Below are 26,392 nucleotides of genomic sequence, written 5' to 3'. Positions count from 1 at the left end.
AATGGATCGAATATCGTGGGATCAATATTTTATGGCTCAAAGCCATTTGCTTGCACTCAGAAGCACGTGCACCAGGCTTGCAGTAGGTGCAACCATAGTCAGGCAGAAACGGATTATAGCGGGAGGTTATAACGGCTCAATTGCGGGAGGAACTCATTGTGCCGATGAGGGCTGTTATGTGATTGATGAGCACTGTGTAAGGACCATACATGCCGAAATGAATGCCCTGCTTCAATGTGCTAAATTCGGGGTTCCTACAGAAGGAGCTGAAATATATGTTACCCATTTTCCATGTCTGCAATGTTCTAAGGCCATTATCCAGTCAGGAATAAAGAAATTATATTACTCTGAAAATTACAAGAATCATCCATATGCGATTGAACTGTTTAATCAGGCAGATGTCGAAGTGAAGCAGGTAAAATTCAATGCTGAATCGCTTGAACCATTAGTTTCCCATACGGTTCCCGGATCGCAATAATGAAATGGACCATTCCGTGTGCGCTGATGGCTTTTCTGGGAGCTTCTCTAGCGCACTCTCCTCTTTTTGGAGCAATGCTCTTCCCCTTTTACATCCTCGCCTGGAAACGATATACGCCAGGACGCCTTCATCTTGCTGGATTTATAATTTGTGCTCTTCTATTTTTTTGTATCACCGCCGCCGAAATAAGGGGTCTCAAGACAACTTTAAGCGGTGAAGAAACTGACCTGCCGCTCCGTATCACAGAGCCGGTAATAGACAAAGGACAGACGGCAAGAGCACAGGCCATCACCTTGAACGGCGAACGACTGCAAATTAGCTTTATCCTTCCTTCCGAAATCACCCCTTCTGAACTTTCCGCACTTTCTCCAAGCTGGTGCACATGGAAAGGAACGTTAAAATCCCCTTCACCTGCAAGAAATCCCCATTTATTTAATTATCAAGCCTACTTAAAACAGCAAAATATTCACTGGACATTTCAAATTAAAGAGTTGAATCCTGCGGGACCATGCTATGAGGTCCTGCTGACGCCAAGAGAAAAAATCCGCTTTATGAGGCAAAGAGGCATCGAACATTTGCAAAAGATTTTCCCGCACGATTTGGCTCCTCTTGCAGAAGCGCTCATTTTTGGGTCAAGAGAAAATATGGATGAGGATTTGCTGGAAGCTTATCAGAAAATAGGAGTTATACATCTTTTGGCGATATCAGGCATGCATGTCGGCATGATGACAGCCATTATGTGGTGGTTATTGCTGCGTGCAGGGCTTACACGAGAAAAAGCAAGAGTCATTATTTTGATCGGTTTGCCGTTTTATGCACTTATAACAGGTGCTTCCCCACCAGTGATCAGAGCGGTCAGTATGGTTTTAATTGTCCTGCTGTTTTCTTTCTTTACTAGAAAAACGCCGCTGCTGCAAGCTTTGTCCGTCACATTTATTATTCAACTGGCCATTAATCCAATGAACCTGCTTCAGGTGGGATTTCAGTTAAGCTATGCCGTCAGTCTGACAATTCTTCTCAGTGCACCCCGGATTCTTGCAGCTGCTTCAAGTATGCTTTCCATCGTTAAAGTATCATTTGCAGCACAAATAGGCGCAATGCCAATTTTACTTTATCATTTTCATGAATTATCCATTGCTTCATTCATTGTAAATGTATTTTACATCCCCGTATTCACCGCCGTGTTATTGCCCATTCTCTTTTTTTTGTATTTGGTTTCTTTTGCAGTCCCTCAATTCGCATCCCTTGTGTTGCATTGGGCAGGGGAGGGTGTGGTTTTTCTGGATTTATTAACCCTTCATCTAGCTTCTCTGCCATTTGCTTCAATTGTTCTTGGGCAGCCTTCCCCGTATTTTATGTTTCTTTACATTTGCCTTACTCTTTTTTTCTTTTACAGAATAGAGATCAGTAATTCGGTCAAGCCTTTCATCTTTCTTATTCTGCTTTTAAGTATGGATTGGCTTTCAAGCCGTTTTAACCCAACAGGAACTGTTTTGTTTGTTGATGTTGGTCAGGGGGACAGTATATTGATCGATCTTCCTTGGGGACAGGGCACTTATTTAATTGATACGGGAGGAGCGGCACAGTTTGAAAATACAGATTTTTCTACAGGAAAAGACATTCTTTGGCCGGTTTTAAAAGGAAAAGGAATTACCTCGGTTGACACAATTATCCTTACACATGGAGACTGGGATCATATTGGAGGCACATCAGATTTGGCAGACTATATAGCAATTAATGAAGTGTGGATTACACCGGGCGCATATGAAAAAGATGAAGTGAAAGTATTGCTGGAAGATCTTCATAAACGGTCGATTGGAGTAGTAGAGAAAAAAGCCCATCAGTCATGGGAAAAAGGAGGAAATCAATTTGAAATTATCTATCCCGTCGATTCGGTCTATGAAGGCAACAACGATTCCCTTGTGCTATGGGCCTCGATTGGAGGATTAACCTGGTTTTTTGCAGGCGATCTGGAAACGCAGGGTGAATTAGACATCATCGACCTCTACTCTATACATGCAGATGTGTTAAAAGTGGGCCATCACGGAAGCAAAAGCTCAACAGCTGACGAATTTCTGGCGGAACTTGACCCTGAATTCGCAATTATTTCTGCAGGTGTAAATAATCGCTATAATCATCCGCACGATGAGGTCACTGAACGGCTGAAAGCCCGCCGTATAAAAGTGTTTGGCACCCACACTCACGGTGCAGTAGAATATCGATTCAGAGGAAAAAAGGGAACCTTTCAATGGGTTCTTCCATACGATGAAGAATAAAGACTATAACGATCCTGTATATTTTTTGCGCCTTTATTTTTAAAAAGGGACAATAAAAAAAGAGCCTGCAATAAGCCGGCCCTTTTTCACATAAAAATCAAGATCCTACAACTGAGATAATGGTTCCTACAGCGAATAGAACTGCAAAAAAGCCAAAAGATACAACGAACGCTACACCGGAGTCAATAAGATCGTTCCGTTTTGACTGGACATTATTTTCAAATTCGTTCATAAATACCCCTCCTATTTCTATTTTAGTATAGAGGATGCATAAAAAAAAATCCATACCCAGAAAAGTTTTTTCCTGTCCTGGTACCGTTTATCATAAATAGTTCATGTTTTTGAGGTGATAATAAGCTTAGGTGCTCCGCTTTAATCAGGATTTCCTAGGACCCTGAGGAAAGCGTTCAAATACCCGCTTACGCTGGTGGTCCAGCCTAAGCGGTTCCCTTTACATATGCTGCCTCTTGTCAAAAAGGCGAAAGTTTCTTACGATAGTAGCAGGCTGTTATGAAATGGAGCGTGCAGGATGATTGTAAAAGAATGGACCGCCATGAAGCAAAAAAGATTCGCTCCGGTTTATTTAGTATATGGAGATGAGCCTTTTTTAATAAAAGAAACGAAACAGGTACTGCTGAAACACTCCATTCTTGAAGAAGAAATGGATTTTAATTTTTCTTCCTATGATCTTGAGGACGGAGATACACTGAATCAGGCAATGGAAGACGCTGAAACATTTCCTTTTATGGGGGAAAGAAGGCTTGTTTTTATACATAACCCCTTGTTCTTAACTGCTGAAAAAAAGAAGGAAACAGCCGAGCACAATGTTGCTCCGCTTCAGTCCTATCTGAATTCTCCCGCCCCGTATACAATTTTAGTTTTTATTGCCCCCTACGATAAGTTGGACGAAAGGAAAAAAATCACCAAGCAGCTTAAAAAGGCTGCTACCGTCCTAGAAGCAAGAAAATTAAAAGAGGGCGATATTATTACCTGGGTCAAACAGCGGGCTGGCCAGGCAGGAGTGCAAATTGATGATCAGGCAGTAAGCAAGGTAATTGAGCTGGCGGGAACCAATTTATTTCTTCTTTCAGGTGAAATAGACAAACTCGCTTTATATGCGTATGAGTCAAGTCAAATTACGCTTGAAATGGTGGAAAAGCTGACGGCAAGATCGATTGAACAAAACGTATTCGAGCTTATTGATCGTGCGGTTCATAATAAAATTGACGAAGCACTCAGGCTTTATTGGGACTTATTGAAGCAAAAAGAAGAACCATTAAAAATTCTTGCCCTGCTGTCCGCACAATTCAGATTGATCTACCAGGTCAAATCATTGGGATCCAAAGGATATGGCCAGCAGCAGATTGCTTCACAGCTGAAAGTTCATCCCTTCAGAGTAAAGCTTGCCGCTAAGCATGCACAGGCATTTTCTGATGATCAGCTAACCGGGATTATGCTGTCACTTGCCCAATCAGATCTTGAAATGAAATCCTCAGGTCTAAACAAAGAAATGGTCATCGAGCTTTTTTTGACAAAAATTCAAACGCAGTAAAGTAACACAAAATAAAAAACCCTCATTTAAATTGAGGGTTTTTTGCTTGTAAAATTATGCGTTCGCTTTTTTCATTAGGCTCGCTTTTTTGCGGTCCGCGTTGTTTTTGTGGATCAAGCCTTTTTGTGCAGCTTTGTCCAGTTGTTTAACAGCGCTGGAAAGAAGTTCAGTTTTGTTCTCAGCGTTTTCGTTAGCAGCAGTTTCAAAACGTTTAACTGCTGTACGCATAGCTGATTTTTGCTGAATATTCTTTGCTTTACGTGCTTCACTTGTTTTCGTGCGCTTGATAGCAGATTTAATATTTGGCATTCATGTCACCTCCCAAATTGGATCGAGGTTCTATATGACTCGATTTAACAATTCAACACCCGCATTTGCGAGTACTAGTTCACTCGCTATGCGAATTACTAGTTTAGAACAATGTGTTACCTTTACATAAGAACAAGGGATATTTTATCAAATAGCAAGAAGAAATGCAATAGATGTAAAGAAAATTAGTCATGGGGGCAGCAAAAAGAGGAATAAAAAATAAATTGAAAATGCATGGATTGCTTTTACTCTGTGAATCCTATAAAAAAACGGAAGTAGGGATAACATGATTTCCATGCGTACAGATTTAGCGATAGAAGCCTTCGAAACCGCAGTTGAAGAACAGCTGGTTCAGGAGCCTTCAATTAAAGAAGGCATACAAATAACCGAAGACAAAATTGATCAGTTCACCGTCAGTAAAGTGATTATTGACAAGCATGCTGAAGAATTGCTTGGCAAAAAAGAAGGCCACTACTGGACACTTGAAGTTCCTCAGCTTAGAACCCAGGACGAAACACTTCAGCAGGCTGTGTCTGCTGCTTTTGAAAAAGTGATCCGCCAGTTTCTTCCGTTGTCGCAGATTTCTTCAGAAGCGCATATATTGATTGTTGGTCTTGGGAACTGGCAGGTGACCCCTGATTCACTCGGACCACTTGTGTGTGAGAATGTTTTTATTACAAATCATTTGTTTTTGCATGAACCTCACGCAGTTGAAAATGGCTTTCGAAAGGTATCCGCTATTGCACCTGGTGTAATGGGTTTAACCGGTATGGAAACGAGTGACATTATTCATGGAATTGTAGAAAAAATCAAACCGGAAGCGGTAATTGTTATTGATGCTTTAGCTGCCCGGGCAGTTGAGAGAATTCATGCCACGATTCAAATTTCTTCTACAGGTATTCAGCCAGGGGCGGGAGTAGGAAATAAGAGAAAAGAAATCAGTTTTCAAACACTTGGTATACCTGTAGTATCAATCGGAATTCCAACTGTAGTAGACGCCGTTACGATTACTCAGGATACCCTGAACTATTATCTGAAAACGCTTGGACAAAAAAGAAGACTGAAGGGAAATGCCTCAAATTCATTATCGGTTGGAGCTCTTCCCGGAACGAAAAAACTGACAGATGAGGACGAACCTTCAGAAGATGAAAAAAAATTCTATCTGGGGATGATGGGGGAATTGGAAGAAGAAGAAAAAAGACAGCTTCTCGAAGAAGTGCTGTCTCCACTTGGACATAACCTCATTGTTACACCTAAAGACACTGATCTGTTTATGGAACAGGCAGCAAATGTTATTGCCATGGCCATCAACAGCGCCCTTCATGAAAGTTTATCAAATGGCCATGGATCAACCTTTACGCATTAGAAGATAAAATTATAAATTTAAAGGGCTTTGGTACACTACAATACAAATTTAATCTGGAGTTTCTCACTCCAGGAGTTTAATTCCTTCATCGCATGGCATTATGGTATATAAAAATACATTGACATTTAAGCTTATGCGAAATTTAAAGGGTGCCACTAAAAGCTTAGTGGACCGGTCGAAGAGCCAGAGACTTTGTCTTAGGCTCTTTTCTTTATAAGCTCTCGTACCGTCCCTAATTCATCTTACAAAGCAGCTTTTCCCGGTTTCATAAAATTTTAAATTGACCTTAAATGTTGAGAATCTAAAAGATCGGTTCTTTCATTTCCCGACAGGCATAAAATTAAAAGAGTCTTTTATGCGAGGTGGGGAGAAACGATGAAAAAAACAAAAATGATCTTACTAGAACCCGTTTTATCTAAAACGGTCCATTCCATTGTCCGTACTACGTTGTTACTCTTGTCGCTGACGCTTACTGCAATCTCTATGCCTTATGTGCTGAATTGGTCTGATAATCATTCTAGCCAGTGGCAGGAAGGACTGCCGGAAAATTGGACAAAAGCGTTTGTTCAAATGGAAACCTCTTCTATAATAGAGGAAGGGCCAACAGAACTTGACATGTGGCTTAAAGATTTTTCTCTTGTGGTTTCTGATCCTTCAAGATGGCTAACCACAGAAGGAATGCTTATAAAAAATTCAACCGTTTCTGCTCAGTCGAGCCACGGTTCCAATTTCCCTGAGCCGTTTGAATCGGTTCCTCCTACGGATTGGTTTTTAAATGGCAAGGAAGAGGAGGCTCTTGAACCGGTGACAGAACTCCTGGAGAGTCCAGCAGCCTCTGTTATCGTTCCAAATAAAGTTCTTTTGTATTTCACACATTCAAGAGAGTCGTTTCTTCCCTATTTGCCGGATACAAAAGATCCTAACCTTGCTCACAACTCGAAGGTGAACATTACGCAAATGGGACCTTATTTAAAAACTGCCTTTGAAAAAAGAGGAGTAGGAACCGTTCTGGATCAAACTGATATTGTTGGAAATATAAAAAATAATGGGCTGGACTATTACGCCCATGCCTATGATGAATCCAGAAAAGTTGTGCAGACAGCAACTGCTTCGCTGCCCGGGTTAACTTATCTTATAGATGTGCATCGTGATTCTGCCCGTCATGATGTCACGGCACTTGAGCATGAAGGGAAAGTTTATGCGAGAGTCGCGTTTGTAGTGGGTGGAGAGCACGCAGAGAGTGATAAAAATTTAGCTTTGGCAAAAAAAGTTCATGCGAAAATGAACGAAATAATACCCGGAATTTCGAGGGATGTGTATTTAAAGGAAGGAGCAGGCACTAACGGCAAATTTAACCAGGACCTGTCTGCCAACTCCCTTTTACTTGAGCTTGGGGGTGTTGACAACACGTTCGAGGAAATGCAGCTCTCTGCAGATTTATTTGCTGAGGTTCTCTCAGGAATTGTTCTCGAAGCGGAAGCGGTCAGTCAGCCTTAGCTTTAACGAAAGCGTGCGTTGAAACGTTGCCATGAACCTGTTATACTGTATCCTAGCAGAATTGCGTCGAAAAAACAGGAGTGGACATGGAAATGAATCAAGAGCAACGATCAAACAGACAAAAGAACATCCGAAACTTTTCAATTATTGCCCATATAGATCATGGGAAATCAACTTTAGCAGACCGGATTTTAGAAAAAACAAAAGCCCTTACATCAAGAGAAATGAAGGCCCAGTTATTGGATTCAATGGACCTTGAACGTGAAAGGGGCATAACCATTAAGCTGAATGCTGTTCAGCTTAAGTATCAGGCAAAGGATGGACAGGAATATACATTCCATTTAATTGATACTCCGGGACATGTGGATTTTACCTATGAGGTTTCCCGGAGTCTTGCAGCATGCGAAGGAGCGATCCTCGTAGTGGATGCAGCCCAGGGAATAGAGGCTCAAACACTGGCCAACGTTTACCTGGCATTGGATAATGACCTGGAAATTCTGCCGGTTATAAATAAAATAGATCTTCCTGCAGCAGACCCTGAAAGAGTTCGCAAGGAAGTGGAAGATGTCATCGGTCTGGATGCGTCAGAGGCAGTCCTTGCTTCTGCCAAAGCAGGGATCGGCATCGAAGAAATTTTAGAACAGATTGTAGAAAAAGTGCCTGCTCCATCTGGAGATCCGGAAGCACCGCTAAAAGCACTGATATTCGACTCTTTATATGATCCTTACCGCGGAGTAGTTGCATACATAAGGATCGTTGAAGGAAAAGTTAAACCAGGTGACAAAATCCGCATGATGGCGACTGGAAAAGAATTTGAAGTCAACGATATCGGTGTGTTCACCCCAAAGGCTACTCCTCAGGAAGAACTGACGGTAGGCGATGTAGGCTATTTAACAGCAGCGATTAAAAATGTTGGAGATACACGGGTCGGTGATACAATCACTAGTGCAGTCAAACCTACTGCAGAGGCGCTTCCGGGCTACCGAAAGCTGAATCCGATGGTATATTGCGGTTTGTACCCAATCGACACTGCACGTTATGTAGATTTGCGCGAAGCACTTGAAAAGCTTGAATTAAATGACTCTGCTCTTCAATTTGAACCTGAAACCTCCCAGGCTCTGGGCTTTGGCTTTCGTTGCGGGTTTCTTGGTCTTCTTCACATGGAGATTATTCAGGAAAGAATTGAACGTGAGTTTAAAATTGATCTGATTACCACAGCTCCAAGCGTTATTTATGATGTTCATCTTGAAGATGGGACTCAGCTGATGGTGGATAATCCATCAATGATGCCTGAAGCCCAATCTGTTAACCATGTAGAAGAGCCTTATGTAAAAGCGACGATCATGGTTCCCAACGACTATGTTGGTGCAGTAATGGAGCTTTCTCAAGCAAAACGCGGAAATTTCATTGATATGCAGTATATGGACGATTCCCGCGTGAATGTCATTTATGAAATGCCGCTGGCTGAAATCGTGTATGACTTTTTCGATCAGCTGAAATCCGGTACAAAAGGCTACGCTTCTTTTGATTACGAGCTGATTGGCTATAAAGAATCTCAGCTTGTTAAAATGGATATCCTGTTAAATGCAGAAAAGGTCGATGCCCTAAGCTTCATCGTTCACAAAGATTTTGCATATGAACGGGGTAAAATAATCGTTGATAAATTAAAGGATTTAATTCCAAGACAGCAGTTTGAAGTTCCGATTCAAGCTGCGGTGGGTCAGAAAATTGTCGCGCGATCCACTATAAAAGCGATGAGAAAAAATGTACTTGCCAAGTGTTACGGCGGAGACATTTCCCGTAAACGAAAGCTTCTTGAAAAACAAAAAGCAGGTAAAAAACGAATGAAAATGGTAGGATCAGTTGAAGTGCCGCAGGAGGCATTTATGGCTGTTTTACAAATGGACGACTCAGAGAAATAAATGCAAGATAAATGAAACAAGCAAATGGGGAGAGTGCTTTGTAATGAAGCGATACTCATCCCCTTTTTGCATGAATAGAGGTGTAATCATGACAACAGCAGCTTATATTCATATCCCTTTTTGCCACCATATATGCCACTACTGTGATTTCAACAAGGTGTTTATGAAAAACCAGCCGGTGGATTTATACATTGAACGGCTTCTTGATGAAATGAGACTTCGTAAAGATGTGGACCAGCAGCCTCTTACAAGTATTTTTGTAGGCGGGGGGACTCCAACAGCGCTTGATCATATTCAGCTTGAACAGTTGTGCAAGGGAATTTCGGAAATTCTGCCTTTTAGTTCAACCATCGAATATACATTTGAAGCAAATCCTGGAGATCTATCGTTAGAAAAGATACAAGTGCTCCGGAAATATGGAGTAAACCGGTTAAGTTTTGGTGTACAATCTTATAATGATGAGTTGCTTCATAAGATCGGGCGCAATCATCGGGGCAAAGATGTGTACAGATCAATTACGGAAGCCCAGCAAGCCGGGTTTACAAATATCAGTATTGATTTAATATATGCACTGCCTACTCAAACACTTGATGATTTTGAAGAAACGCTTGATAAGGCGTTGGAGCTCGACCTTCCGCACTATTCAGGCTATTCATTAATTGTTGAACCTAAAACAGTCTTTTATAATCTCATGCGCAAAGGCAAGCTCCCTCTTCCTGGTGAAGAAACCGAAGCAGCCATGTATGAATTGCTTATGAAAAAAATGAGAGAAAAAGGATTGAATCAATACGAGATTTCCAACTTTTCTAAAGAGGGCTATGAAAGCCGGCACAATCTGGTCTATTGGAATAACGATGAATACTACGGATTTGGTGCGGGCGCCCACGGCTATGTTAATGGAACCAGGTACTCAAATATAGGTCCCGTATCAAAATATATGGAGGCGGTTAGCAGCAGAAGCCTTCCTACTTTAAATGAACAAAAAGTTCCCCTGCATGAAAAAATGGAAGAGGAAATGTTTCTGGGTTTGAGAAAAACAAACGGAGTATCAATCGCTAAATTTAGTGAAAGATATAATGAAGAGATACTGAATCGTTTTGACAAGGCAGTTGAGGATGCCCAAAATAAAGGTCTCCTGACAATTAAAAATGACCATTTAATGCTGACGCATAAGGGAAAGTTTTTAGGGAATGAAGTTTTTCAATCTTTTATAGGAATAATCGAAACGAACTAATTGACAGGTAAAGGCTGTTTTGATAAGTTAGTGTTAGATTTAGCACTCGTGTTAACAGAGTGCTAACAGGGGTGATGAACGATGCTAACGGATCGACAATTACTTATTTTGCAAGTGATCATTGATGACTTTATTCGTTCTGCTCAGCCTGTGGGCTCGAGAAGTCTATCGAAAAAGAATGAAATTCAATTCAGTTCGGCTACAGTTCGAAACGAGATGTCTGACTTGGAAGAAATGGGATTTATTGAAAAGACACATACTTCTTCAGGCAGAGTTCCTTCTGAGAAAGGATACCGTTTCTATGTTGACCATTTACTGTCGCCGCAAGCGCTGCAGCAGCAGGATATTTCGCAAATTCATTCGATTTTTGCGGAAAGAATATTTGAAATGGAAAATATTGTACAGCGGTCAGCAAAAATCCTATCCGAACTTACGAATTATACATCAATCGTATTAGGCCCCAACCAGCAGGAAAACAGGGTTAAGCAAATTCAAGTGGTTCCACTGTCTGAGGGCACTGCCATCGCAATCATTGTGACAGATACAGGCCATGTGGAAAGCCGTCGCTTTTCATTTCCAAAAGATTTGAAAGCGGAAGATATTGAGCAAATGGTGCGCCTGTTAAATGACCGTCTTGCCGGTACTCCTTTGATGGAGCTTCATGATCGTCTTTACAAAGAAATGGCCATCTTGCTTAAGCGTCACATTGCTAATTATGATTTAATGCTTCAGGCATTTGCGGAAATTATGAATGTTCCGGTTCATGACAAATTATTTTTCGGCGGCAAAATGAACATGATGAATCAGCCTGAATTCAGCGACATTGAAAAACTCAGACTGCTCATGGATATGATTGAACGAGAAGATAATTTATATAATTTAATCCGTCCGGCCGAGGGAATTGGCATACAAGTGAAGATAGGAAAAGAAAATGAAAATGCAGCAATGGAAAACTGCTCGTTAATCACGGCTACTTTTCCCATTGCGAGTGGTCAAAAAGGTTCTCTTGCTATATTAGGACCTACAAGAATGGAATATTCCAGAGTGATCAGCCTGCTGAATATGCTCAGTGGTGACTTATCAAAAGCTCTGTCCAATCTTTACGGCAAATCGCAGGAAAGGTAAGATCCTCTTGTTAAAAGAGGATAGGATATGATATAACGTGAGCGGAGCGGAAGGCAGCACTCCTGCAGGATATAGCGATTGCTTGAGCCTTTACAGGGTAAGGACATGAAAAGGCTCAGCGCCATCCCTGTGGAAAGTGTCCATCTGAAGCGAAGTGAACGGGTCTGAAGTTTAAGACACTTCTGACCCAGACTCCTAAAATCCGACGTTTAAAGCTCAAAGATAAGGGAATAGGTTGTTTGGCTAAGAAACACGAGTCATTTCAAGGAGGTGAAACAAATGTCAGAGAACGAACAAATCAAAAATCGCGAACACGCCGAAGATCAAACCCACGAAACAGAAGAGACGATTGAAACAGAAGTGTCTTCTGAGGAAGTGGTTGAAAGCGGAAGTGAAGAAGTTGAAATAGACTTCCAAGCTAAGGCTGAAGAAGCCGAAAACCGTTATTTACGTTTGCGTGCTGATTTTGACAATTACCGCCGCCGTATTCAAAAAGAAGAAGAAGCCAAGGAAAAGTATCGTGCACAAAGTCTGATCACGAATATTTTACCTGCTTTGGATAATTTTGAACGGGCGCTTACAATAGATTCATCCGATGATTCAACCGGTTCCCTGCTTAAGGGGATGCAAATGGTACATTCAAGTTTGCTTCAAGCATTAAAAGAAGAAGGACTTGAAGTCATTGAAGCGGTTGGACAGCCGTTTGACCCAAATCTCCATCAGGCTGTAATGCAGGTATCTGAAGAAGGTGTTGAGTCAAACACTGTAGTGGAAGAATTCCAAAAAGGATACCGGCTAAAAGACCGGGTAATCCGTCCATCAATGGTAAAAGTAAACGAATAATTTCGTTACATACTGATTAGGAGGTAATTTACGTTATGAGTAAAATTATTGGAATCGATTTAGGAACAACAAACTCTTGTGTCTCTATTTTAGAAGGCGGAGAGCCAAAAGTAATTGCAAATCCTGAGGGTAACCGCACTTCACCTTCTGTTGTGGCGTTTAAAAACGGCGAAAAGCAGGTAGGGGAAGTAGCCAAGCGCCAGGCTATTACGAATCCAAATACGATTATGTCAATTAAAAGACATATGGGTACAAATCACAAAGTAGAAGTTGAAGGAAAAGAATATTCTCCACAGGAAATTTCTGCAATGATCCTGCAATACATGAAATCATATGCTGAAAGCTATCTTGGAGAAGAAGTAACAAAAGCGGTTATCACAGTTCCTGCTTACTTCAACGATGCAGAACGTCAAGCTACAAAGGATGCAGGTAAAATTGCAGGCCTTGAAGTGGAGCGTATTATCAACGAGCCGACTGCAGCAGCACTTGCTTACGGGCTTGATAAAATGGACCAGGACCAGACGATCCTTGTTTACGATCTTGGCGGCGGAACATTTGACGTATCCCTGCTTGAACTTGGAGATGGTGTATTTGAAGTCCGTTCAACAGCTGGTGACAACCGTCTTGGAGGAGATGACTTTGATCAGGTCATCATCGATCACTTAGTTGCAGAATTCAAGAAAGATAACGGCATTGATCTTTCTAAAGATAAAATGGCTCTTCAGCGTTTGAAGGATGCAGCTGAAAAAGCAAAAAAAGACCTTTCAGGTGTTACATCTACTCAAATCTCACTGCCATTTATCACTGCCGGAGAAGCAGGACCACTTCACCTGGAACTGAATTTAACACGCGCTAAATTTGATGAACTTTCATCAAAACTAGTAGAACGTACAATGGGACCTACGCGTCAGGCAATTAAAGATGCTGGATTGTCTTCTTCTGAGATCGACAAAGTCATTCTTGTGGGCGGTTCAACACGAATTCCTGCAGTTCAGGAAGCAATTCGCAAAGAAACAGGAAAAGAGCCTTCTCAAGGTGTAAATCCTGATGAAGTTGTAGCGATGGGTGCTGCAATTCAGGGCGGAGTTCTTACAGGAGATGTAAAAGACGTTGTTCTTCTGGATGTAACCCCACTTTCTCTTGGAATTGAAACAATGGGCGGCGTTTCAACGAAGCTGATTGAACGGAATACAACGATTCCGACTTCTAAATCTCAAACATTCTCAACAGCTGCCGATAATCAAAACGCTGTAGATATTCACGTATTGCAGGGTGAACGCCCTATGGCAGCAGACAACAAAACGCTTGGACGTTTCCAGCTTGGGGACATTCCGCCAGCACCACGCGGCGTACCTCAAATCGAAGTAACATTTGACATTGATAAAAATGGTATTGTTAACGTAAGTGCTAAAGATCTTGGCACAGGTAAAGAACAAACCATCACGATTAAATCGTCAACCGGGTTATCTGATGAAGAGATCGAGCGTATGGTACAAGAAGCTGAAGAAAATGCCGATGCTGATAAGGCTCGCAAAGAAGAAGCTGAGGTACGAAACGAAGCTGATCAACTGGTCTTCCAAACAGATAAAACGCTTGCTGACCTTGGTGACAATGTTGACGAGGATGAGAAGAAAAAAGCAGAAGCAGCTCGCGACGAGTTGAAAGAAGCGATTGAGAAAAACGAATACGAAGAAATTAAAACGAAAAAAGAGTCTCTTCAGGAAATTATCCAGGCACTAACAATGAAAATGTATGAAGAAGCTGCAAAAAAAGCTGAAGCGGAGCAACAGGCTGCAGGCGGAGAAGCAGGATCTAAAGATGACGATGTTGTAGATGCAGATTTTGAAGAAGTAGACGAAGATAAAAAATAATTTATAGCCAGTATAGGGAAAAGTCAAAGCCGCAGTTTGCATGGCTTTGGCTTTTTTCTTGAAGCAAAAACCGAAGAATTGAAAAGGTGAATTATTAAAATATTCACACTTAAAGAGAAGCCATTGTACAGAAGAGCAGTGTAGTGATAAAATAACCTTCATGTAAAAGGACCCGGGAGTGTGCAGATGATGAGTAAACGAGATTTTTATGAAGTGCTTGGTGTTTCAGAAAGTGCTTCAAAAGAAGAAATTAAAAAAGCGTACAGACGCTTATCAAAAAAGTATCATCCGGACATTAATAAAGATGCAGATGCTGGTGATAAATTTAAAGAAATCAAAACAGCCTATGAAAACTTAAGTGATGATCAAAAGCGTGCTCACTATGATCAGTTTGGCCATACAGACCCTAATCAGGGCTTTGGCGGCGGTGGAGCAGGCTTTGAAGGCTTCGGTGGATTTGAGGACATTTTCAGTTCGTTTTTCGGCGGCGGTGGAAGACAGCGTGATCCAAATGCCCCAAGACAAGGGAATGATCTTCAGTATACAATGACGATTACTTTCAATGATGCAGTGTTTGGAAAAGAAACGGATATTGAAATCCCAAGGGAAGAAACCTGTGAGACATGTGATGGCAGCGGAGCAAAACCAGGCACAAAACCAGAAACATGCCAGCATTGTAAAGGAGCAGGTCAGCTTAACGTTGAACAGCAGACTCCGTTCGGAAGAATCGTGAATCGAAGAGTATGTCATTATTGTGAAGGTTCAGGAAAAATTGTTAAAGATAAATGTTCAACCTGCAGCGGCTCAGGTAAAGTGCAAAAACGCAAGAAAATACATGTTAAAATTCCTGCCGGCGTAGATGATGGCCAGCAAATGAGAGTAGGCGGACAGGGTGAACCGGGGATTAACGGTGGACCTGCAGGGGATTTATATGTGGTATTCAGAGTAAGAGCACATGAGATATTTGAACGTGAAGGCGACGATATTTACCTTGATATGCCCATTACATTTGCTCAAGCTGCATTAGGTGATGAACTTGAAGTCCCAACGATTCACGGCAAAGTGAAATGGAAACTGCCAGCAGGAACCCAGTCAGGCACAGCCTTCCGATTAAAAGGAAAAGGTGTAAAAAATGTACATGGATACGGTACAGGTGATCAGCATATACGCGTAAAAGTCATCACACCAAAAAAACTGACAGAAAAACAAAAGGATCTGCTGAGAGAATTTGCTGATATCAGTGGTGATGTTCCGGACGAACAGCATGATGGTTTTTTTGATAAAGTAAAGCGCGCATTCAAGGGTGAGTAAACTGGGAATGGAGTTGGTAGAATGAGATGGTCTGAAATAAGCATCCATACAACAAACGAAGCGATTGAGCCAATTTCGAATATTTTACATGAAGCTGGAGCCAGCGGAGTAGTGATTGAAGATCCGAGAGAACTTACAAAAGAACGAATGGACAGATTCGGTGAAATCTACCAGCTTGATCCCGAGGATTACCCCGACAAAGGCGTAGTTGTTAAAGCGTACGTATCCGTGAACAGTTTTCTGGCTGAAACGGTGGACGGTATTAAAACAGCAGTCAGCAATCTGGTTTCCTTTGATATTGACATTGGTGAAAATAAAGTGGAAATCAGTGAAGTAAACGAGGAAGAATGGGCTACTGCCTGGAAAAAATATTATAATCCGGTCAAGATCTCTTCCACTTTTACGATTGTCCCAACGTGGGAAGAGTATGAGCCGGTTTCAAGTGACGAATTAATTATAGAACTTGATCCGGGCATGGCTTTTGGCACCGGTACGCACCCTACGACGGTTATGTGTATCCAGGCGCTTGAACGGACAGTGAAAAAAGGCGACAGGGTTATTGATGTCGGCACAGGCTCCGGTGTCCTCTCAATTGCTTCAGCCCTTCTTGAAGCAGAACATATACGTGCACTGGATTTGGACGATGTAGCTGTTACTGCTGCAAGGCAGAATATTGAATTAAACAGTGTTTCCCACAAGGTGACTGTTACTCAGGGCAACCTGCTAAATGAACAAACTGAAGAAGCGGAAGTCATTGTGGCAAATATTTTAGCTGAAGTGATTCTCCTGTTTGCCGATGATGCTTTTAAACTTACAGCACCGGGTGGAACATTCATAACATCCGGTATTATCCAGGCTAAAAAACAGCTTGTAAAAGATAAACTTACCCAAGCAGGATTCATAATCGAGGAGGTCGTGACGATGGAGGACTGGGTAGCCATTATTGCTAAAAAACCATCTGAAATCGTGCGCGAAAACTGATTATGCAACGATATTTTGTCCAGGAGTTTCCCAATGAAGAAGGCCTGTTTACGATAAGTGGTGAGGATGCTCATCATATGGCCAATGTAATGAGAATGCAGGCGGACAGTGCATTTATTGCTGTATTTAAAAATAAAACGGCTGCTGCCTGCAGGATTGTCAAACTGGATAAATTGAAGGTGCTGTGTTGTGCAGAAAACTATTTAGAGCATTCACCGGAGCTGCCTGTCAATGTATCCATCGCTCACGGACTGCCAAAAGGCGATAAGTTTGAGCTGGTCATACAAAAGTCAACCGAACTTGGCGCCTATTCCTTGATTCCTTTTCTGGCAGCGCGTTCCATTGTAAAGTGGGATGAAAAAAAAGGCTCAAAAAAAGTAGATCGATGGAACAAAATTACGAAAGAGGCAGCTGAGCAGTCACATAGACTTCATTTGCCCCAGGTAGAAAAACCCCAACCCTTTAATGAATTGCTGAAAACTGCCGAGTCATTTGATTCAATCATTGTTGCTTACGAGGAACAGGCAAAGCAAGGGGATCTTTCTTCCTTTGCAAAAGCACTGGGTGCAGTTTCTCACGGACAGTCCATTTTAGTGGTAGTAGGTCCGGAAGGCGGGCTTTCTGAAAAGGAAGTGAACCAGCTTGAAGAAATTGGGGCTGTAAGCTGCGGGTTTGGACCGAGAATATTAAGAAGCGAGACGGCTCCGCTTTACGCGCTTGCGGCTATCTCGTATCAATTTGAGTTAATGAGGTGAAATAATGGCTACAGTTGCTTTTCATACACTAGGATGTAAAGTAAATCATTATGAAACAGAAGCCATCTGGCAGCTATTTAAATCCAATGGATATGATCGTGTGGAATATGATCATTCCTCGGATGTGTATGTAATTAATACATGTACTGTAACGAATACCGGCGATAAAAAGAGTCGTCAGGTGATTAGACGGGCCATCAGGAAAAACCCGGATGCGGTCATTTGTGTGACAGGTTGTTATGCACAGACCTCCCCTGCTGAAATTATGGCAATCCCAGGCGTAGATGTGGTAGTAGGTACGCAGGACCGTACGAAAATGCTCGAGTATATTGAGCAGTACAAAAATGAACGAAAGCCAATAAATGGTGTAACAAATATTATGAAAAACCGGGTTTACGAGGAGCTTGATGTTCCTGCTTTTACAGACCGGACGCGTGCTTCCCTGAAAATTCAGGAGGGCTGCAACAATTTCTGTACATTTTGCATTATCCCCTGGGCGCGGGGACTTATGCGGTCAAGAGATCCAAAAGAAGTTCTACACCAGGCTCAACAGCTAGTGGATGCAGGCTATAAAGAAATTGTTCTCACAGGCATTCACACAGGCGGGTACGGGGAAGACATGAAAGACTACAATCTTGCCATGCTGTTAACGGATCTTGAAAAGGAAGTTAAAGGGCTTAAAAGAATACGTATATCGTCGATTGAAGCAAGTCAGCTGACTGACGAAGTAATTGATGTGATTGATCGTTCCAATATGGTAGTCCGTCACCTTCATATTCCGCTTCAGTCCGGTTCCAACACAGTTTTAAAAAGAATGCGCCGAAAATATACAATGGAGTTTTTTGCAGAGAGACTGGAAAAGCTGAAAAAAGCGCTGCCGGGTCTGGCGGTTACTTCTGATGTCATTGTCGGTTTTCCTGGTGAAACGGAAGAAGAGTTTATGGAAACCTTTAATTTTATTAATGATCAGAAATTTTCAGAGCTGCATGTTTTTCCTTATTCCAAAAGAACAGGCACTCCTGCGGCGCGAATGGATGATCAGGTAGACGAAGAAGTAAAAAATGAGCGGGTTCACCGGTTGATTGAACTTTCAAATCAGCTTGCCAAAGAATATGCATCTCATTTTGAAAATGAAATCCTTGAAGTCATTCCGGAAGAACTATTTAAAGAAGCGTCAGAAGAAAATCTTTTTGTAGGATATACCGACAATTATCTGAAGGTTGTTTTTCCAGCAACGGAAGAGATGGTTGGCAAATTGGTTAAAGTTAAAATCAGTGAAGCAGGCTATCCTTACAATAAGGCTGAATTTGTACGTGTGATTGAGACAGATTCTCTGGTTATGAACTAGCTTGAAAATTGATTTGCTTTATAGGGAGGAGGCTCGAGCCTCCTCCCTGCAGTGCCGTTTCCTTGAAGTACGATGAATCGGTCAAAGAGCTTGAGACACATTTTCGTGTCCAGGCTCTTTTTTGTATTCAATCGATTCGTTCTGGCAATGTTTTCATTAATGGCTTATTCACATTTCAAATGGTATAATAGGTACGGACATCTAATCAAAGGAGACTGATTTTAATTATGAATATTGCAAAAATGATTGATCATACTTTGCTTAAACCGGAGGCAACGAAAGAACAGGTTACTGCACTTTGTGAAGAGGCAAGTGAATATGGATTTATGTCAGTTTGTGTAAATCCTTCATGGGTACGTTTATCAAGTGAAATTCTTCATAAAACAGATGTAAAAGTTTGTACAGTGATTGGTTTTCCACTAGGCGCTTCAGCAACAGAAACCAAAGCTTTTGAAACGAAGCAGGCAATAGAAGACGGAGCTTCTGAAGTTGACATGGTCATCAATATCGGTGCACTGAAAAGCGGCCAGTATGAAGCGGTACAGCAGGACATTCAAGCTGTGACAGCTGCTGCTAAAGGGAAAGCGCTGACTAAAGTAATTATAGAGACGTCTCTGCTTACAGACGAAGAAAAAGTTATCGCGTGTGAGCTTGCAGTCAAAGCTGGCGCCGATTTTGTTAAAACATCTACAGGGTTTTCAACAGGCGGCGCTACAATAGAAGACATTCAACTTATGAGAAAAACAGTGGGTCCTGATATTGGAGTCAAAGCTTCAGGCGGTGTGCGTTCAACGGAAGATGCCTCGAATATGGTCGAAGCCGGTGCAACACGGATCGGAGCAAGTTCAGGCGTTAAAATTCTCCAAGGATTAACGGCGGACAGCGATTACTAAAATTGTTACTGCTTCTGATATTTCTTAATTGGATTCCTTCGCTGTTTTGTATTAAATATGGTTGACCGAAACAACCCATTATATTATACTAGATAAGTACATGGGATATTGCCCGTGAATGCCAGTAAGTATCCCTATCTTACTGCATGCAATGAAGGATAGCTTTTGTTGTTCTCTTTGCTTGAACTTGTAAGTGTAGTGTGTTCGGAGGGAGGGAAAGAGAGATGTCAAGAACAGTTGTTCGCAAAAACGAATCGCTTGAAGATGCTCTTCGCCGCTTCAAAAAGACTACATCAAAGGCTGGTACTTTACAAGAGTTCAGAAAGCGTGAATTCTATGAAAAGCCAAGCGTGAAGCGTAAGAAAAAGTCTGAAGCAGCAAGAAAGCGTAAGTTCTAATTAAGAATAGAGGGTGCCGGTATTGAGTCTTCTTGAGCGTCTTAACAAGGACATGTTAACAGCGATGAAAAACAAAGAAAGAGATAATCTTTCCGTTATTCGTATGGTCAAAGCTTCTATGCAAAATGAGGGATATAAACTCGGACGGCAGGAACTGAGTGATGACGAAGCGTTAACTGTACTTTCTCGTGAATTAAAGCAGCGGAAAGACTCATACCAGGAGTTTAAAGCTGCAGGCCGAGAGGATCTCGCTGAAAAACTTGAATCCGAAATTGCATTAATTGAAACCTACATGCCGCAGCAGCTGACAGAAGAAGAGCTTGAGGCAGTCGTTCAGGAAACGATTACTGAAACAAACGCTTCTTCAAGAGCTGATATGGGCAAGGTTATGAGTGCCATTATGCCTAAAGTAAAAGGCAAGGCTGATGGAGGAAGAGTGAACGCTCTAGTCCTTAAACACTTATCATAAAAAAAGCTGATCACCTATTTGTGACATCAGTTTAACTAACAAGCCGTGATGGATAACCCATCACGGCTTGATTATTTTCCAGCTGTTGGTGCACAATGTAGGAGAGGCTTTTTTTATATTTTTTGAAACTTTTTATTGTCTCACTCGTATGTAAGATAAGCGACAGTATATTTAAGAAAGGAGGTTGAAAATGATTCGTAAAGGAACAGTCATTTTTCTTGCCGCTGCATTCTTTCTTTCACTATTTTTACCTTTTCAACCAGCTCAGGCAGCAGATGAGGTTGTGTACGTTGTCCCGCTGGAAAAAGAAGTGGAACGGGGGCTGGCCTCCTTTCTTGACCGTGCGATTACGGATGCTGAAGAAGCCGGTGCCGACGCTATTATATTTGACATAAATACACCAGGCGGAGCAGTCAATGCTGCTCAAGAAATTGCCAGAACGTTACGCGAGACAGAATTGAAGACGGTGGCATTTGTGAATGATGATGCCATTTCTGCAGGCGCTTTCATTGCGCTGTATGCCCAGGAAATCTACATGACTCCTGATGGAAAAATGGGGGCAGCAGCAGTCATTGATGCTGCAGGCAATATGGCAGATGAAAAAGCAAGAAGCTCATGGTTCTCTTCGATGACTAATGCAGCCCAATCAAAAGAAGGCCGGGATGTTCAAATTGCTCAGGCAATGGTGGATGAAACCATCGATCTGCCTGAATACAATGCTCCAGAAGGAAGACTGCTGACATTAACAGACGAGCAGGCGCTGGAGGCAGGCTATTCGAATGGAACTGTCAATGATCTTGAAGGCGTGCTTTCAAAAATTGGATTGGAAAATGCAGAGGTGCGCAGCATAGAGCCAAGTTTTCTGGAGAATGTGGCGCGCTTTATAACTAACCCGATTATTGTACCCATACTTCTTTCCATTGCAAGCATAGGATTAGTCGTTGAATTATATTCTCCTGGCTTCGGTGTAGCAGGTATAATGGGGTTGAGTGCCATGATGATGTTTTTCTTTGGCCACTTAGTAGCAGGTTTGGCAGGGTTTGAAGTGCTGATATTATTTTTAATTGGAATTGCATTAATCATTGCTGAATTTTTCGTCCCGGGCGGTATTCTGGGCATACTTGGATTAACTGCAATCGTTGCAAGTATCTTGCTATCCGGCGACAGCGTTGTGTATATGGGTATAGCCCTCTCCATTGCGTTGCTGGTGGCTGTAATCGGGATGGTGGTTATGGTGAAATTTCTCGGTAAAAATCTTCACGTATTAAAACGAATTATTTTAAGTGATTCAACGAATACCGAAAGCGGATATGTTTCCAATGTGAACAGACTTGAGCTTATTGGAAAAACAGGTGTAACAAGAACTCCACTTCGTCCTTCAGGGACGATTGTTATAGATGATGAACGTATCGACGCAGTGACCGAAGGCGGCTACATTGACAAAGAAAAGCAAGTCAAGGTAGTAAAAGTGGAAGGCTCGCGGATTGTTGTCCGGGAAGCAGAGTAAAAGGAGTGGATCAGTAAATGGGAACAGAAGCTATTATGTTGGTTGTCATTATCATTGCAGTTGTTATCGCGCTAAGCGTATTATTTACATTCGTGCCGGTAATGCTGTGGATTTCAGCCCTTGCGGCAGGAGTAAAGGTAAGCATCTTTACTTTAGTGGGGATGAGATTAAGACGGGTTATTCCGAATAGAGTCATTAATCCAATGATTAAAGCATCAAAAGCAGGTGTGGATGTCACGATTAATCAGCTTGAAAGCCATTACCTTGCGGGTGGTAACGTAGACCGGGTTGTAAACGCTCTGATCGCTGCTCAGCGTGCAAATATTGAGCTGGCGTTTGAACGTTGTGCTGCGATTGATCTTGCAGGCCGTGACGTGCTGCAGGCCGTACAGATGAGTGTAAATCCTAAAGTAATTGAAACGCCATTTATTGCCGGTGTGGCAATGGATGGAATTGAGGTAAAAGCCAAAGCCAGAATTACAGTTCGTGCAAACATTGAACGTCTGGTCGGGGGAGCTGGTGAAGACACTATTGTAGCCCGAGTTGGCGAGGGGATTGTCAGTACGATCGGTTCAAGCGATAATCACAAAAAAGTACTTGAGAATCCAGATTTGATTTCACAAACCGTTCTTGGAAAAGGTCTTGACTCGGGAACTGCGTTTGAAATTCTTTCGATTGATATTGCCGACGTTGACATCGGTAAAAATATCGGGGCAGAGCTTCAAACAGAGCAGGCAGAGGCTGATAAAAATATTGCTCAGGCAAAAGCAGAAGAACGCCGCGCGATGGCTGTTGCACAGGAACAGGAAATGCGAGCCCGCGTAGAAGAAATGAGAGCAAAAGTTGTGGAAGCAGAAGCAGAAGTTCCTTTAGCGATGGCTGAAGCACTGCGTGAAGGCAATATTGGTGTTATGGACTATATGAACATTAAAAATATTGATGCTGACACAGATATGCGTGACTCCATTGGCAAACTCTCAGGCGATAAAAAGGAAAAATAATCGAATGTCCGCATTATTCTGCTGACAAAAGATCCTATAGATCCTAAAAGGGAGGGTGCCTCCATGGAACTTATTATTATGGCAATTCTTGCTGGTATTGTCAGCTGGATCGGGAATCAAAAGAAAAAAGGAGAAGAGCAGCAAACGCAAACACAGCAGCGGCCTTCTTCTCAACAGCGTCAAAACCCGGCCGGACAGCAGACTGAATCACACCAAACTGCAGCTGAAGCGGAGCGTGAGCCCAGAAAAGACCGGGTTAAAAACGCCCGTGAAGCTTTTGATCGCAGGGCAAAAGATTTAGCTTCAGAATATCAGCGTCAAAGAAGTGATATCGAAGCAGCTAAACCTCAGCGAAATGAGAAAATTGAGACTCCTGCGGCTGATTTAACTGTCAGCATCGAACAGGCTCGACCCGGACGCGGCAGCAATCAAAAGAAGGCAGCTGCCACGGCTGCTGCACCAAAAGTTGAAGAACTGTCCATTAAAAATGGACTTAAAGAAAAAGATATTGTAAACGGTATTGTCCTGGCTGAAATTTTAGGACCGCCGAGAGCAAAAAATTCACATTCAAAGAGGCTGACTCGCTAAAATAGTTATGAGCCCCCTTTTCTTTTCATATAGATGAAAAGAGAGGGGGGCTTTTTTATGTCTAGGTGGCTGACACGTACGAAACATTGGATAGGCAGTACCCTTCAACTTCCTGATGATATACTGCTCGATCTGCCAAGAGTGACATGGATCGGTTCCTTTCTTCTGCATATTGAAAATCATAAAGGGTTATTGAAGGTAGAGCATCAGTGTATTGTTGTAAAAGTATTTGACGGACTTGTTGAAATCAATGGAGATTCTCTGCAAATACAATCTATGCTTCAAGATGAGATGACCATAAAAGGGAATGTGTCTGAAATTATTTATAACCGGCAGCAAGGTGGAGAAGGCGTATGAAACCAACATTACCTGGAACGATCGGTGTTACCGTAAAAGGAAAAGGATATCCAGTGGTGCTTCAAAGACTTCACCAGCAATCAGTTGTTCTTCATTCTATAACTTCATCTGGAGAAGAAGAAATTCATTTTTATATTTCCCTGCATGAGCTTTCTCATATCCGTAAAGCGGTCTTTAAAACAGGATGCAAGGTCAGCCTGAAAAAAGGAACGGGACTTGCTTATGAGCTTGAGAATGCATTTAAATTCCGTTCTTTTATTTTGTGGCTGTTGATTGCAATTGTGATTGTAATGGCAAGTACGAGATTTCTTTGGTCTGTTGAAATGCAGGGTGCCACTCCTGAAATAAGGCAGGAAGTCGAAATTGCTTTAAGAAAGCTGGGCTTTACACCTGGAACTTATAAACAGTCGCTCCCTCTGGAAAATCAACTATCACCCGTCCTGTACAAAGAGGTAGAACAACTTTCATGGATGGGGCTTGAGTGGCAGGGCACCAAGCTGATCGTTCATTTAAAAGAAAAAAAAGGAAGCACTCAAACTGAAAAATTTCCCCCTTCCCATATAGTTGCAGCAAAAAAAGGTACGATTCAATCGATGCAGATTGAGTCGGGACAAGCAGTTGAAAATGTAAATAGTGTAGTGAAAAAAGGACAGCTGATCGTATCAGGCCTTGTAGGAAGAGAAGAAGACAAGAAACCGGTTCCGTCCAAGGGAGTTGTCATGGCTGAAACATGGTATGAAGTAAATGTAACGGTTCCTGATAAGCTTGTAAGAGAAACGCTAACCGGTAATTATAAAAGAAAATGGTCGCTTCAATTGTTTAACTGGACAACCCCGCCTGTATCTTTTTCAAGAACCTCATTTGAGGAGGCAATTGAAGAAACAAAGATAGATGAAATCAAAGTAGCTGGTGTCCATCTCCCTGCCCAGAAAAAAACCATTCATATTTATGAAACGGAAAGGACGAATACAAAAGTTGACCGGGAGACTGCCAGAGAGGTAGCTCTGAAAGTGGCAAGAGAAGAAGTTTTATCGCTAATAGGAGGAAGTGGCAGTATTAAACAGGAAAAATTTTTGCATGAACAAATTGACAATGGTAAAGTAAAGTTAACCATCTATTTTCAAGCAATAGAGGACATAGCAAAAGTACAACCTTTTAGCGAGGAGACACGCGAATGACTGATGAACGTATCACGATCGATTTACCATTGGAAGACCCAAATGAAGCTGTTTCTTTGTTTGGCACATCCGATACACATTTAAAGACAATTGAAAATGAACTTGATGTTACTCTTCTTTCCCGTGGTGAAACCATACGAATAACCGGAGCGAAAGAGAAAACAGAACAAGCCCAGCAGGTGGTTAATCAATTATTGAGTGTGATCCGCAAAGGAATTCAAGTAAGTGAACGCGACGTGATTTATGCGACTCAAATGGCCTTAAGGGGTACAATAGAATATTTTGATGAAATTTATGATGAAGAAATCACTAAAAGTGTTAAAGGAAAATCCATTCGTGCAAAAACGATGGGGCAGCGGCAGTATGTAAAAGAAATTAAGAAAAACGATATGGTCTTCGGCATCGGACCAGCTGGTACAGGAAAAACGTATCTGGCTGTTGTTATGGCTGTAAATGCTTTAAAGAAAAATAATGTTCAGAGAATTATTCTCACAAGACCAGCGGTGGAAGCAGGTGAAAGTCTCGGTTTCCTTCCCGGAGATCTAAAAGAAAAAGTGGACCCGTACCTCAGACCTCTTTACGACGCGTTAAATGATGTATTGGGAGCGGACCATACTCAAAGGCTGATTGAAAGAGGAATAATTGAAATCGCACCTCTTGCTTATATGAGGGGGCGAACGCTGGATGATGCTTTTGTTATATTAGACGAAGCACAGAACACGACAAGAGCTCAAATGAAAATGTTTTTAACTCGACTTGGATTTGGTTCAAAAATGGTCATCACCGGTGACCAGAGTCAGGTGGATCTGCCAAAGGGTATGGAATCAGGCCTGGTAGCAGCACAAAAGATTTTAAAAAATGTTCAGGGCATATCTTTTAATTATCTTGAACAGGCCGATGTGGTCAGGCATCCACTTGTCGGAAAGATTATCGGAGCTTACGAGCAAAAAGAAGAGAAGTAAAAAGTCTGTCCTGCTTTTTTCCAAGCAGGACAGACTTTTCATTTTTATTGAAGATATTTCTGCTATACTTAATAAAGAATGGCATGATTTAGAAGTTTAAAAGGGTCCCTTAATTATACATAAAACGCTGTTAGAAGATTAAAACCGGGGAGCTTACTCGTTAAGAGGAGT

General features: G+C 41.9%; 25 protein-coding genes. 23 read left to right on the top strand and 2 right to left on the bottom strand.

Annotated features, from left to right (window positions below; all coding sequences use genetic code 11):
• Position 1: 1 nt before the first annotated feature.
• Complete coding sequence (locus tag P6709_RS03880) at positions 2 to 478, top strand: ComE operon protein 2 (protein WP_278239562.1); 477 nt, start codon at positions 2 to 4, stop codon at positions 476 to 478.
• Positions 478 to 2,754, top strand: a complete 2,277-nt coding sequence (locus P6709_RS03875; RefSeq protein ID WP_278239561.1) for a DNA internalization-related competence protein ComEC/Rec2 — start codon at positions 478 to 480, stop codon at positions 2,752 to 2,754. Before P6709_RS03880 ends, P6709_RS03875 begins: the two co-directional genes overlap by 1 nt.
• A 97-nt stretch (positions 2,755 to 2,851) precedes the next feature.
• Here the strand turns inward: P6709_RS03875 and P6709_RS03870 are convergent, their stop codons facing one another.
• The gene (locus P6709_RS03870; RefSeq protein ID WP_278239560.1) at positions 2,852 to 2,986 is read right to left on the bottom strand and encodes a YqzM family protein; all 135 of its coding nucleotides are present in this window, start codon (positions 2,984 to 2,986) and stop codon (positions 2,852 to 2,854) included.
• A 297-nt stretch (positions 2,987 to 3,283) separates the two neighbouring features.
• On the opposite strand from P6709_RS03870, the gene holA reads away from it, so the two are divergent.
• Positions 3,284 to 4,306 carry a DNA polymerase III subunit delta gene (holA, locus tag P6709_RS03865; protein WP_278239559.1) on the top strand — a complete coding sequence of 341 codons (1,023 nt, stop codon included), beginning with the start codon at positions 3,284 to 3,286 and terminating at the stop codon, positions 4,304 to 4,306.
• A gap of 54 nt (positions 4,307 to 4,360) precedes the next feature.
• Here holA and rpsT read toward each other — a convergent pair whose 3' ends face one another.
• The gene (rpsT, locus tag P6709_RS03860) at positions 4,361 to 4,615 is read right to left on the bottom strand and encodes a 30S ribosomal protein S20 (protein WP_278239558.1); all 255 of its coding nucleotides are present in this window, start codon (positions 4,613 to 4,615) and stop codon (positions 4,361 to 4,363) included.
• A 286-nt stretch (positions 4,616 to 4,901) separates the two neighbouring features.
• Between rpsT and gpr the strand changes: the two genes are divergently transcribed.
• The 20 genes from gpr (at position 4,902) to P6709_RS03760 (ending at position 26,221) form a co-directional block, all read left to right on the top strand.
• Positions 4,902 to 5,981, top strand: coding sequence for a GPR endopeptidase (gpr, locus tag P6709_RS03855; protein ID WP_278239557.1), 1,080 nt, complete (start codon positions 4,902 to 4,904; stop codon positions 5,979 to 5,981).
• Between the two features lie 375 nt (positions 5,982 to 6,356).
• Entirely contained in the window at positions 6,357 to 7,478 is a 1,122-nt protein-coding gene (gene spoIIP, locus P6709_RS03850) for a stage II sporulation protein P (protein ID WP_278239556.1), read from the top strand.
• A 92-nt stretch (positions 7,479 to 7,570) separates the two neighbouring features.
• Positions 7,571 to 9,400, top strand: coding sequence for a translation elongation factor 4 (gene lepA, locus P6709_RS03845; RefSeq protein WP_278239555.1), 1,830 nt, complete (start codon positions 7,571 to 7,573; stop codon positions 9,398 to 9,400).
• Between the two features lie 88 nt (positions 9,401 to 9,488).
• Entirely contained in the window at positions 9,489 to 10,634 is a 1,146-nt protein-coding gene (hemW, locus tag P6709_RS03840; protein WP_278239554.1) for a radical SAM family heme chaperone HemW, read from the top strand.
• A gap of 81 nt (positions 10,635 to 10,715) precedes the next feature.
• Positions 10,716 to 11,759: a heat-inducible transcriptional repressor HrcA gene (gene hrcA / locus P6709_RS03835; RefSeq protein WP_278239553.1), complete on the top strand. Its 1,044-nt coding sequence runs from the start codon at positions 10,716 to 10,718 to the stop codon at positions 11,757 to 11,759.
• A gap of 279 nt (positions 11,760 to 12,038) precedes the next feature.
• Entirely contained in the window at positions 12,039 to 12,602 is a 564-nt protein-coding gene (gene grpE, locus P6709_RS03830) for a nucleotide exchange factor GrpE (RefSeq protein WP_278239552.1), read from the top strand.
• 35 nt (positions 12,603 to 12,637) lie between these two features.
• Positions 12,638 to 14,473 carry a molecular chaperone DnaK gene (dnaK, locus tag P6709_RS03825; RefSeq protein WP_278239551.1) on the top strand — a complete coding sequence of 612 codons (1,836 nt, stop codon included), beginning with the start codon at positions 12,638 to 12,640 and terminating at the stop codon, positions 14,471 to 14,473.
• A 189-nt stretch (positions 14,474 to 14,662) separates the two neighbouring features.
• A complete protein-coding gene (dnaJ, locus tag P6709_RS03820) occupies positions 14,663 to 15,784 on the top strand; it encodes a molecular chaperone DnaJ (protein WP_278239550.1) in 1,122 nt (373 codons plus the stop codon).
• 21 nt (positions 15,785 to 15,805) lie between these two features.
• Positions 15,806 to 16,765, top strand: a complete 960-nt coding sequence (gene prmA / locus P6709_RS03815; RefSeq protein WP_278239549.1) for a 50S ribosomal protein L11 methyltransferase — start codon at positions 15,806 to 15,808, stop codon at positions 16,763 to 16,765.
• A 2-nt stretch (positions 16,766 to 16,767) separates the two neighbouring features.
• A complete protein-coding gene (locus P6709_RS03810) occupies positions 16,768 to 17,520 on the top strand; it encodes a 16S rRNA (uracil(1498)-N(3))-methyltransferase (RefSeq protein WP_278239548.1) in 753 nt (250 codons plus the stop codon).
• A gap of 4 nt (positions 17,521 to 17,524) precedes the next feature.
• Positions 17,525 to 18,868, top strand: a complete 1,344-nt coding sequence (gene mtaB / locus P6709_RS03805; RefSeq protein ID WP_278239547.1) for a tRNA (N(6)-L-threonylcarbamoyladenosine(37)-C(2))-methylthiotransferase MtaB — start codon at positions 17,525 to 17,527, stop codon at positions 18,866 to 18,868.
• A gap of 227 nt (positions 18,869 to 19,095) precedes the next feature.
• Positions 19,096 to 19,761: a deoxyribose-phosphate aldolase gene (gene deoC / locus P6709_RS03800; RefSeq protein WP_278239546.1), complete on the top strand. Its 666-nt coding sequence runs from the start codon at positions 19,096 to 19,098 to the stop codon at positions 19,759 to 19,761.
• A 224-nt stretch (positions 19,762 to 19,985) separates the two neighbouring features.
• Entirely contained in the window at positions 19,986 to 20,159 is a 174-nt protein-coding gene (gene rpsU / locus P6709_RS03795) for a 30S ribosomal protein S21 (protein WP_041059446.1), read from the top strand.
• Between the two features lie 22 nt (positions 20,160 to 20,181).
• Positions 20,182 to 20,628, top strand: coding sequence for a GatB/YqeY domain-containing protein (locus P6709_RS03790; protein WP_278239545.1), 447 nt, complete (start codon positions 20,182 to 20,184; stop codon positions 20,626 to 20,628).
• A 190-nt stretch (positions 20,629 to 20,818) separates the two neighbouring features.
• Complete coding sequence (locus tag P6709_RS03785) at positions 20,819 to 22,135, top strand: NfeD family protein (RefSeq protein WP_278239544.1); 1,317 nt, start codon at positions 20,819 to 20,821, stop codon at positions 22,133 to 22,135.
• A 17-nt stretch (positions 22,136 to 22,152) separates the two neighbouring features.
• Positions 22,153 to 23,136 carry a flotillin-like protein FloA gene (gene floA / locus P6709_RS03780; RefSeq protein ID WP_041059438.1) on the top strand — a complete coding sequence of 328 codons (984 nt, stop codon included), beginning with the start codon at positions 22,153 to 22,155 and terminating at the stop codon, positions 23,134 to 23,136.
• A 63-nt stretch (positions 23,137 to 23,199) separates the two neighbouring features.
• Complete coding sequence (locus P6709_RS03775; RefSeq protein ID WP_278239543.1) at positions 23,200 to 23,724, top strand: hypothetical protein; 525 nt, start codon at positions 23,200 to 23,202, stop codon at positions 23,722 to 23,724.
• Positions 23,725 to 23,781: 57 nt separating this feature from the next.
• On the top strand, positions 23,782 to 24,081 hold the full coding sequence (yqfC, locus tag P6709_RS03770; protein ID WP_278239542.1) for a sporulation protein YqfC: 300 nt from the start codon (positions 23,782 to 23,784) through the stop codon (positions 24,079 to 24,081).
• On the top strand, positions 24,078 to 25,259 hold the full coding sequence (locus tag P6709_RS03765) for a sporulation protein YqfD (RefSeq protein ID WP_278239541.1): 1,182 nt from the start codon (positions 24,078 to 24,080) through the stop codon (positions 25,257 to 25,259). The genes yqfC and P6709_RS03765 overlap by 4 nt, the downstream gene beginning before the upstream one ends.
• Entirely contained in the window at positions 25,256 to 26,221 is a 966-nt protein-coding gene (locus P6709_RS03760; protein ID WP_278239540.1) for a PhoH family protein, read from the top strand. Before P6709_RS03765 ends, P6709_RS03760 begins: the two co-directional genes overlap by 4 nt.
• The last annotated feature ends 171 nt before the right edge of the window (positions 26,222 to 26,392 follow it).

It is taken from the genome of Jeotgalibacillus sp. ET6 (genome assembly GCF_029667115.1).
In the GTDB taxonomy this organism is placed as follows: Bacteria; Bacillota; Bacilli; order Bacillales; family Jeotgalibacillaceae; genus Jeotgalibacillus.
This window is presented reverse-complemented; position numbering and strand designations above follow the sequence as displayed.

What these genes read in the sequence shown, in the direction of transcription:
- P6709_RS03880 (WP_278239562.1), top strand. Translation starts at nt 2, where the DNA reads ATGGATCGAATATCGTGGGATCAATATTTTATGGCTCAAAGCCATTTG.
- P6709_RS03875 (WP_278239561.1), top strand. Translation starts at nt 478, where the DNA reads ATGAAATGGACCATTCCGTGTGCGCTGATGGCTTTTCTGGGAGCTTCT.
- P6709_RS03870 (WP_278239560.1), bottom strand. Translation starts at nt 2,986, where the DNA reads ATGAACGAATTTGAAAATAATGTCCAGTCAAAACGGAACGATCTTATT.
- holA (WP_278239559.1), top strand. Translation starts at nt 3,284, where the DNA reads ATGATTGTAAAAGAATGGACCGCCATGAAGCAAAAAAGATTCGCTCCG.
- rpsT (WP_278239558.1), bottom strand. Translation starts at nt 4,615, where the DNA reads ATGCCAAATATTAAATCTGCTATCAAGCGCACGAAAACAAGTGAAGCA.
- gpr (WP_278239557.1), top strand. Translation starts at nt 4,902, where the DNA reads ATGATTTCCATGCGTACAGATTTAGCGATAGAAGCCTTCGAAACCGCA.
- spoIIP (WP_278239556.1), top strand. Translation starts at nt 6,357, where the DNA reads ATGAAAAAAACAAAAATGATCTTACTAGAACCCGTTTTATCTAAAACG.
- lepA (WP_278239555.1), top strand. Translation starts at nt 7,571, where the DNA reads ATGAATCAAGAGCAACGATCAAACAGACAAAAGAACATCCGAAACTTT.
- hemW (WP_278239554.1), top strand. Translation starts at nt 9,489, where the DNA reads ATGACAACAGCAGCTTATATTCATATCCCTTTTTGCCACCATATATGC.
- hrcA (WP_278239553.1), top strand. Translation starts at nt 10,716, where the DNA reads ATGCTAACGGATCGACAATTACTTATTTTGCAAGTGATCATTGATGAC.
- grpE (WP_278239552.1), top strand. Translation starts at nt 12,039, where the DNA reads ATGTCAGAGAACGAACAAATCAAAAATCGCGAACACGCCGAAGATCAA.
- dnaK (WP_278239551.1), top strand. Translation starts at nt 12,638, where the DNA reads ATGAGTAAAATTATTGGAATCGATTTAGGAACAACAAACTCTTGTGTC.
- dnaJ (WP_278239550.1), top strand. Translation starts at nt 14,663, where the DNA reads ATGAGTAAACGAGATTTTTATGAAGTGCTTGGTGTTTCAGAAAGTGCT.
- prmA (WP_278239549.1), top strand. Translation starts at nt 15,806, where the DNA reads ATGAGATGGTCTGAAATAAGCATCCATACAACAAACGAAGCGATTGAG.
- P6709_RS03810 (WP_278239548.1), top strand. Translation starts at nt 16,768, where the DNA reads ATGCAACGATATTTTGTCCAGGAGTTTCCCAATGAAGAAGGCCTGTTT.
- mtaB (WP_278239547.1), top strand. Translation starts at nt 17,525, where the DNA reads ATGGCTACAGTTGCTTTTCATACACTAGGATGTAAAGTAAATCATTAT.
- deoC (WP_278239546.1), top strand. Translation starts at nt 19,096, where the DNA reads ATGAATATTGCAAAAATGATTGATCATACTTTGCTTAAACCGGAGGCA.
- rpsU (WP_041059446.1), top strand. Translation starts at nt 19,986, where the DNA reads ATGTCAAGAACAGTTGTTCGCAAAAACGAATCGCTTGAAGATGCTCTT.
- P6709_RS03785 (WP_278239544.1), top strand. Translation starts at nt 20,819, where the DNA reads ATGATTCGTAAAGGAACAGTCATTTTTCTTGCCGCTGCATTCTTTCTT.
- floA (WP_041059438.1), top strand. Translation starts at nt 22,153, where the DNA reads ATGGGAACAGAAGCTATTATGTTGGTTGTCATTATCATTGCAGTTGTT.
- P6709_RS03775 (WP_278239543.1), top strand. Translation starts at nt 23,200, where the DNA reads ATGGAACTTATTATTATGGCAATTCTTGCTGGTATTGTCAGCTGGATC.
- yqfC (WP_278239542.1), top strand. Translation starts at nt 23,782, where the DNA reads ATGTCTAGGTGGCTGACACGTACGAAACATTGGATAGGCAGTACCCTT.
- P6709_RS03765 (WP_278239541.1), top strand. Translation starts at nt 24,078, where the DNA reads ATGAAACCAACATTACCTGGAACGATCGGTGTTACCGTAAAAGGAAAA.
- P6709_RS03760 (WP_278239540.1), top strand. Translation starts at nt 25,256, where the DNA reads ATGACTGATGAACGTATCACGATCGATTTACCATTGGAAGACCCAAAT.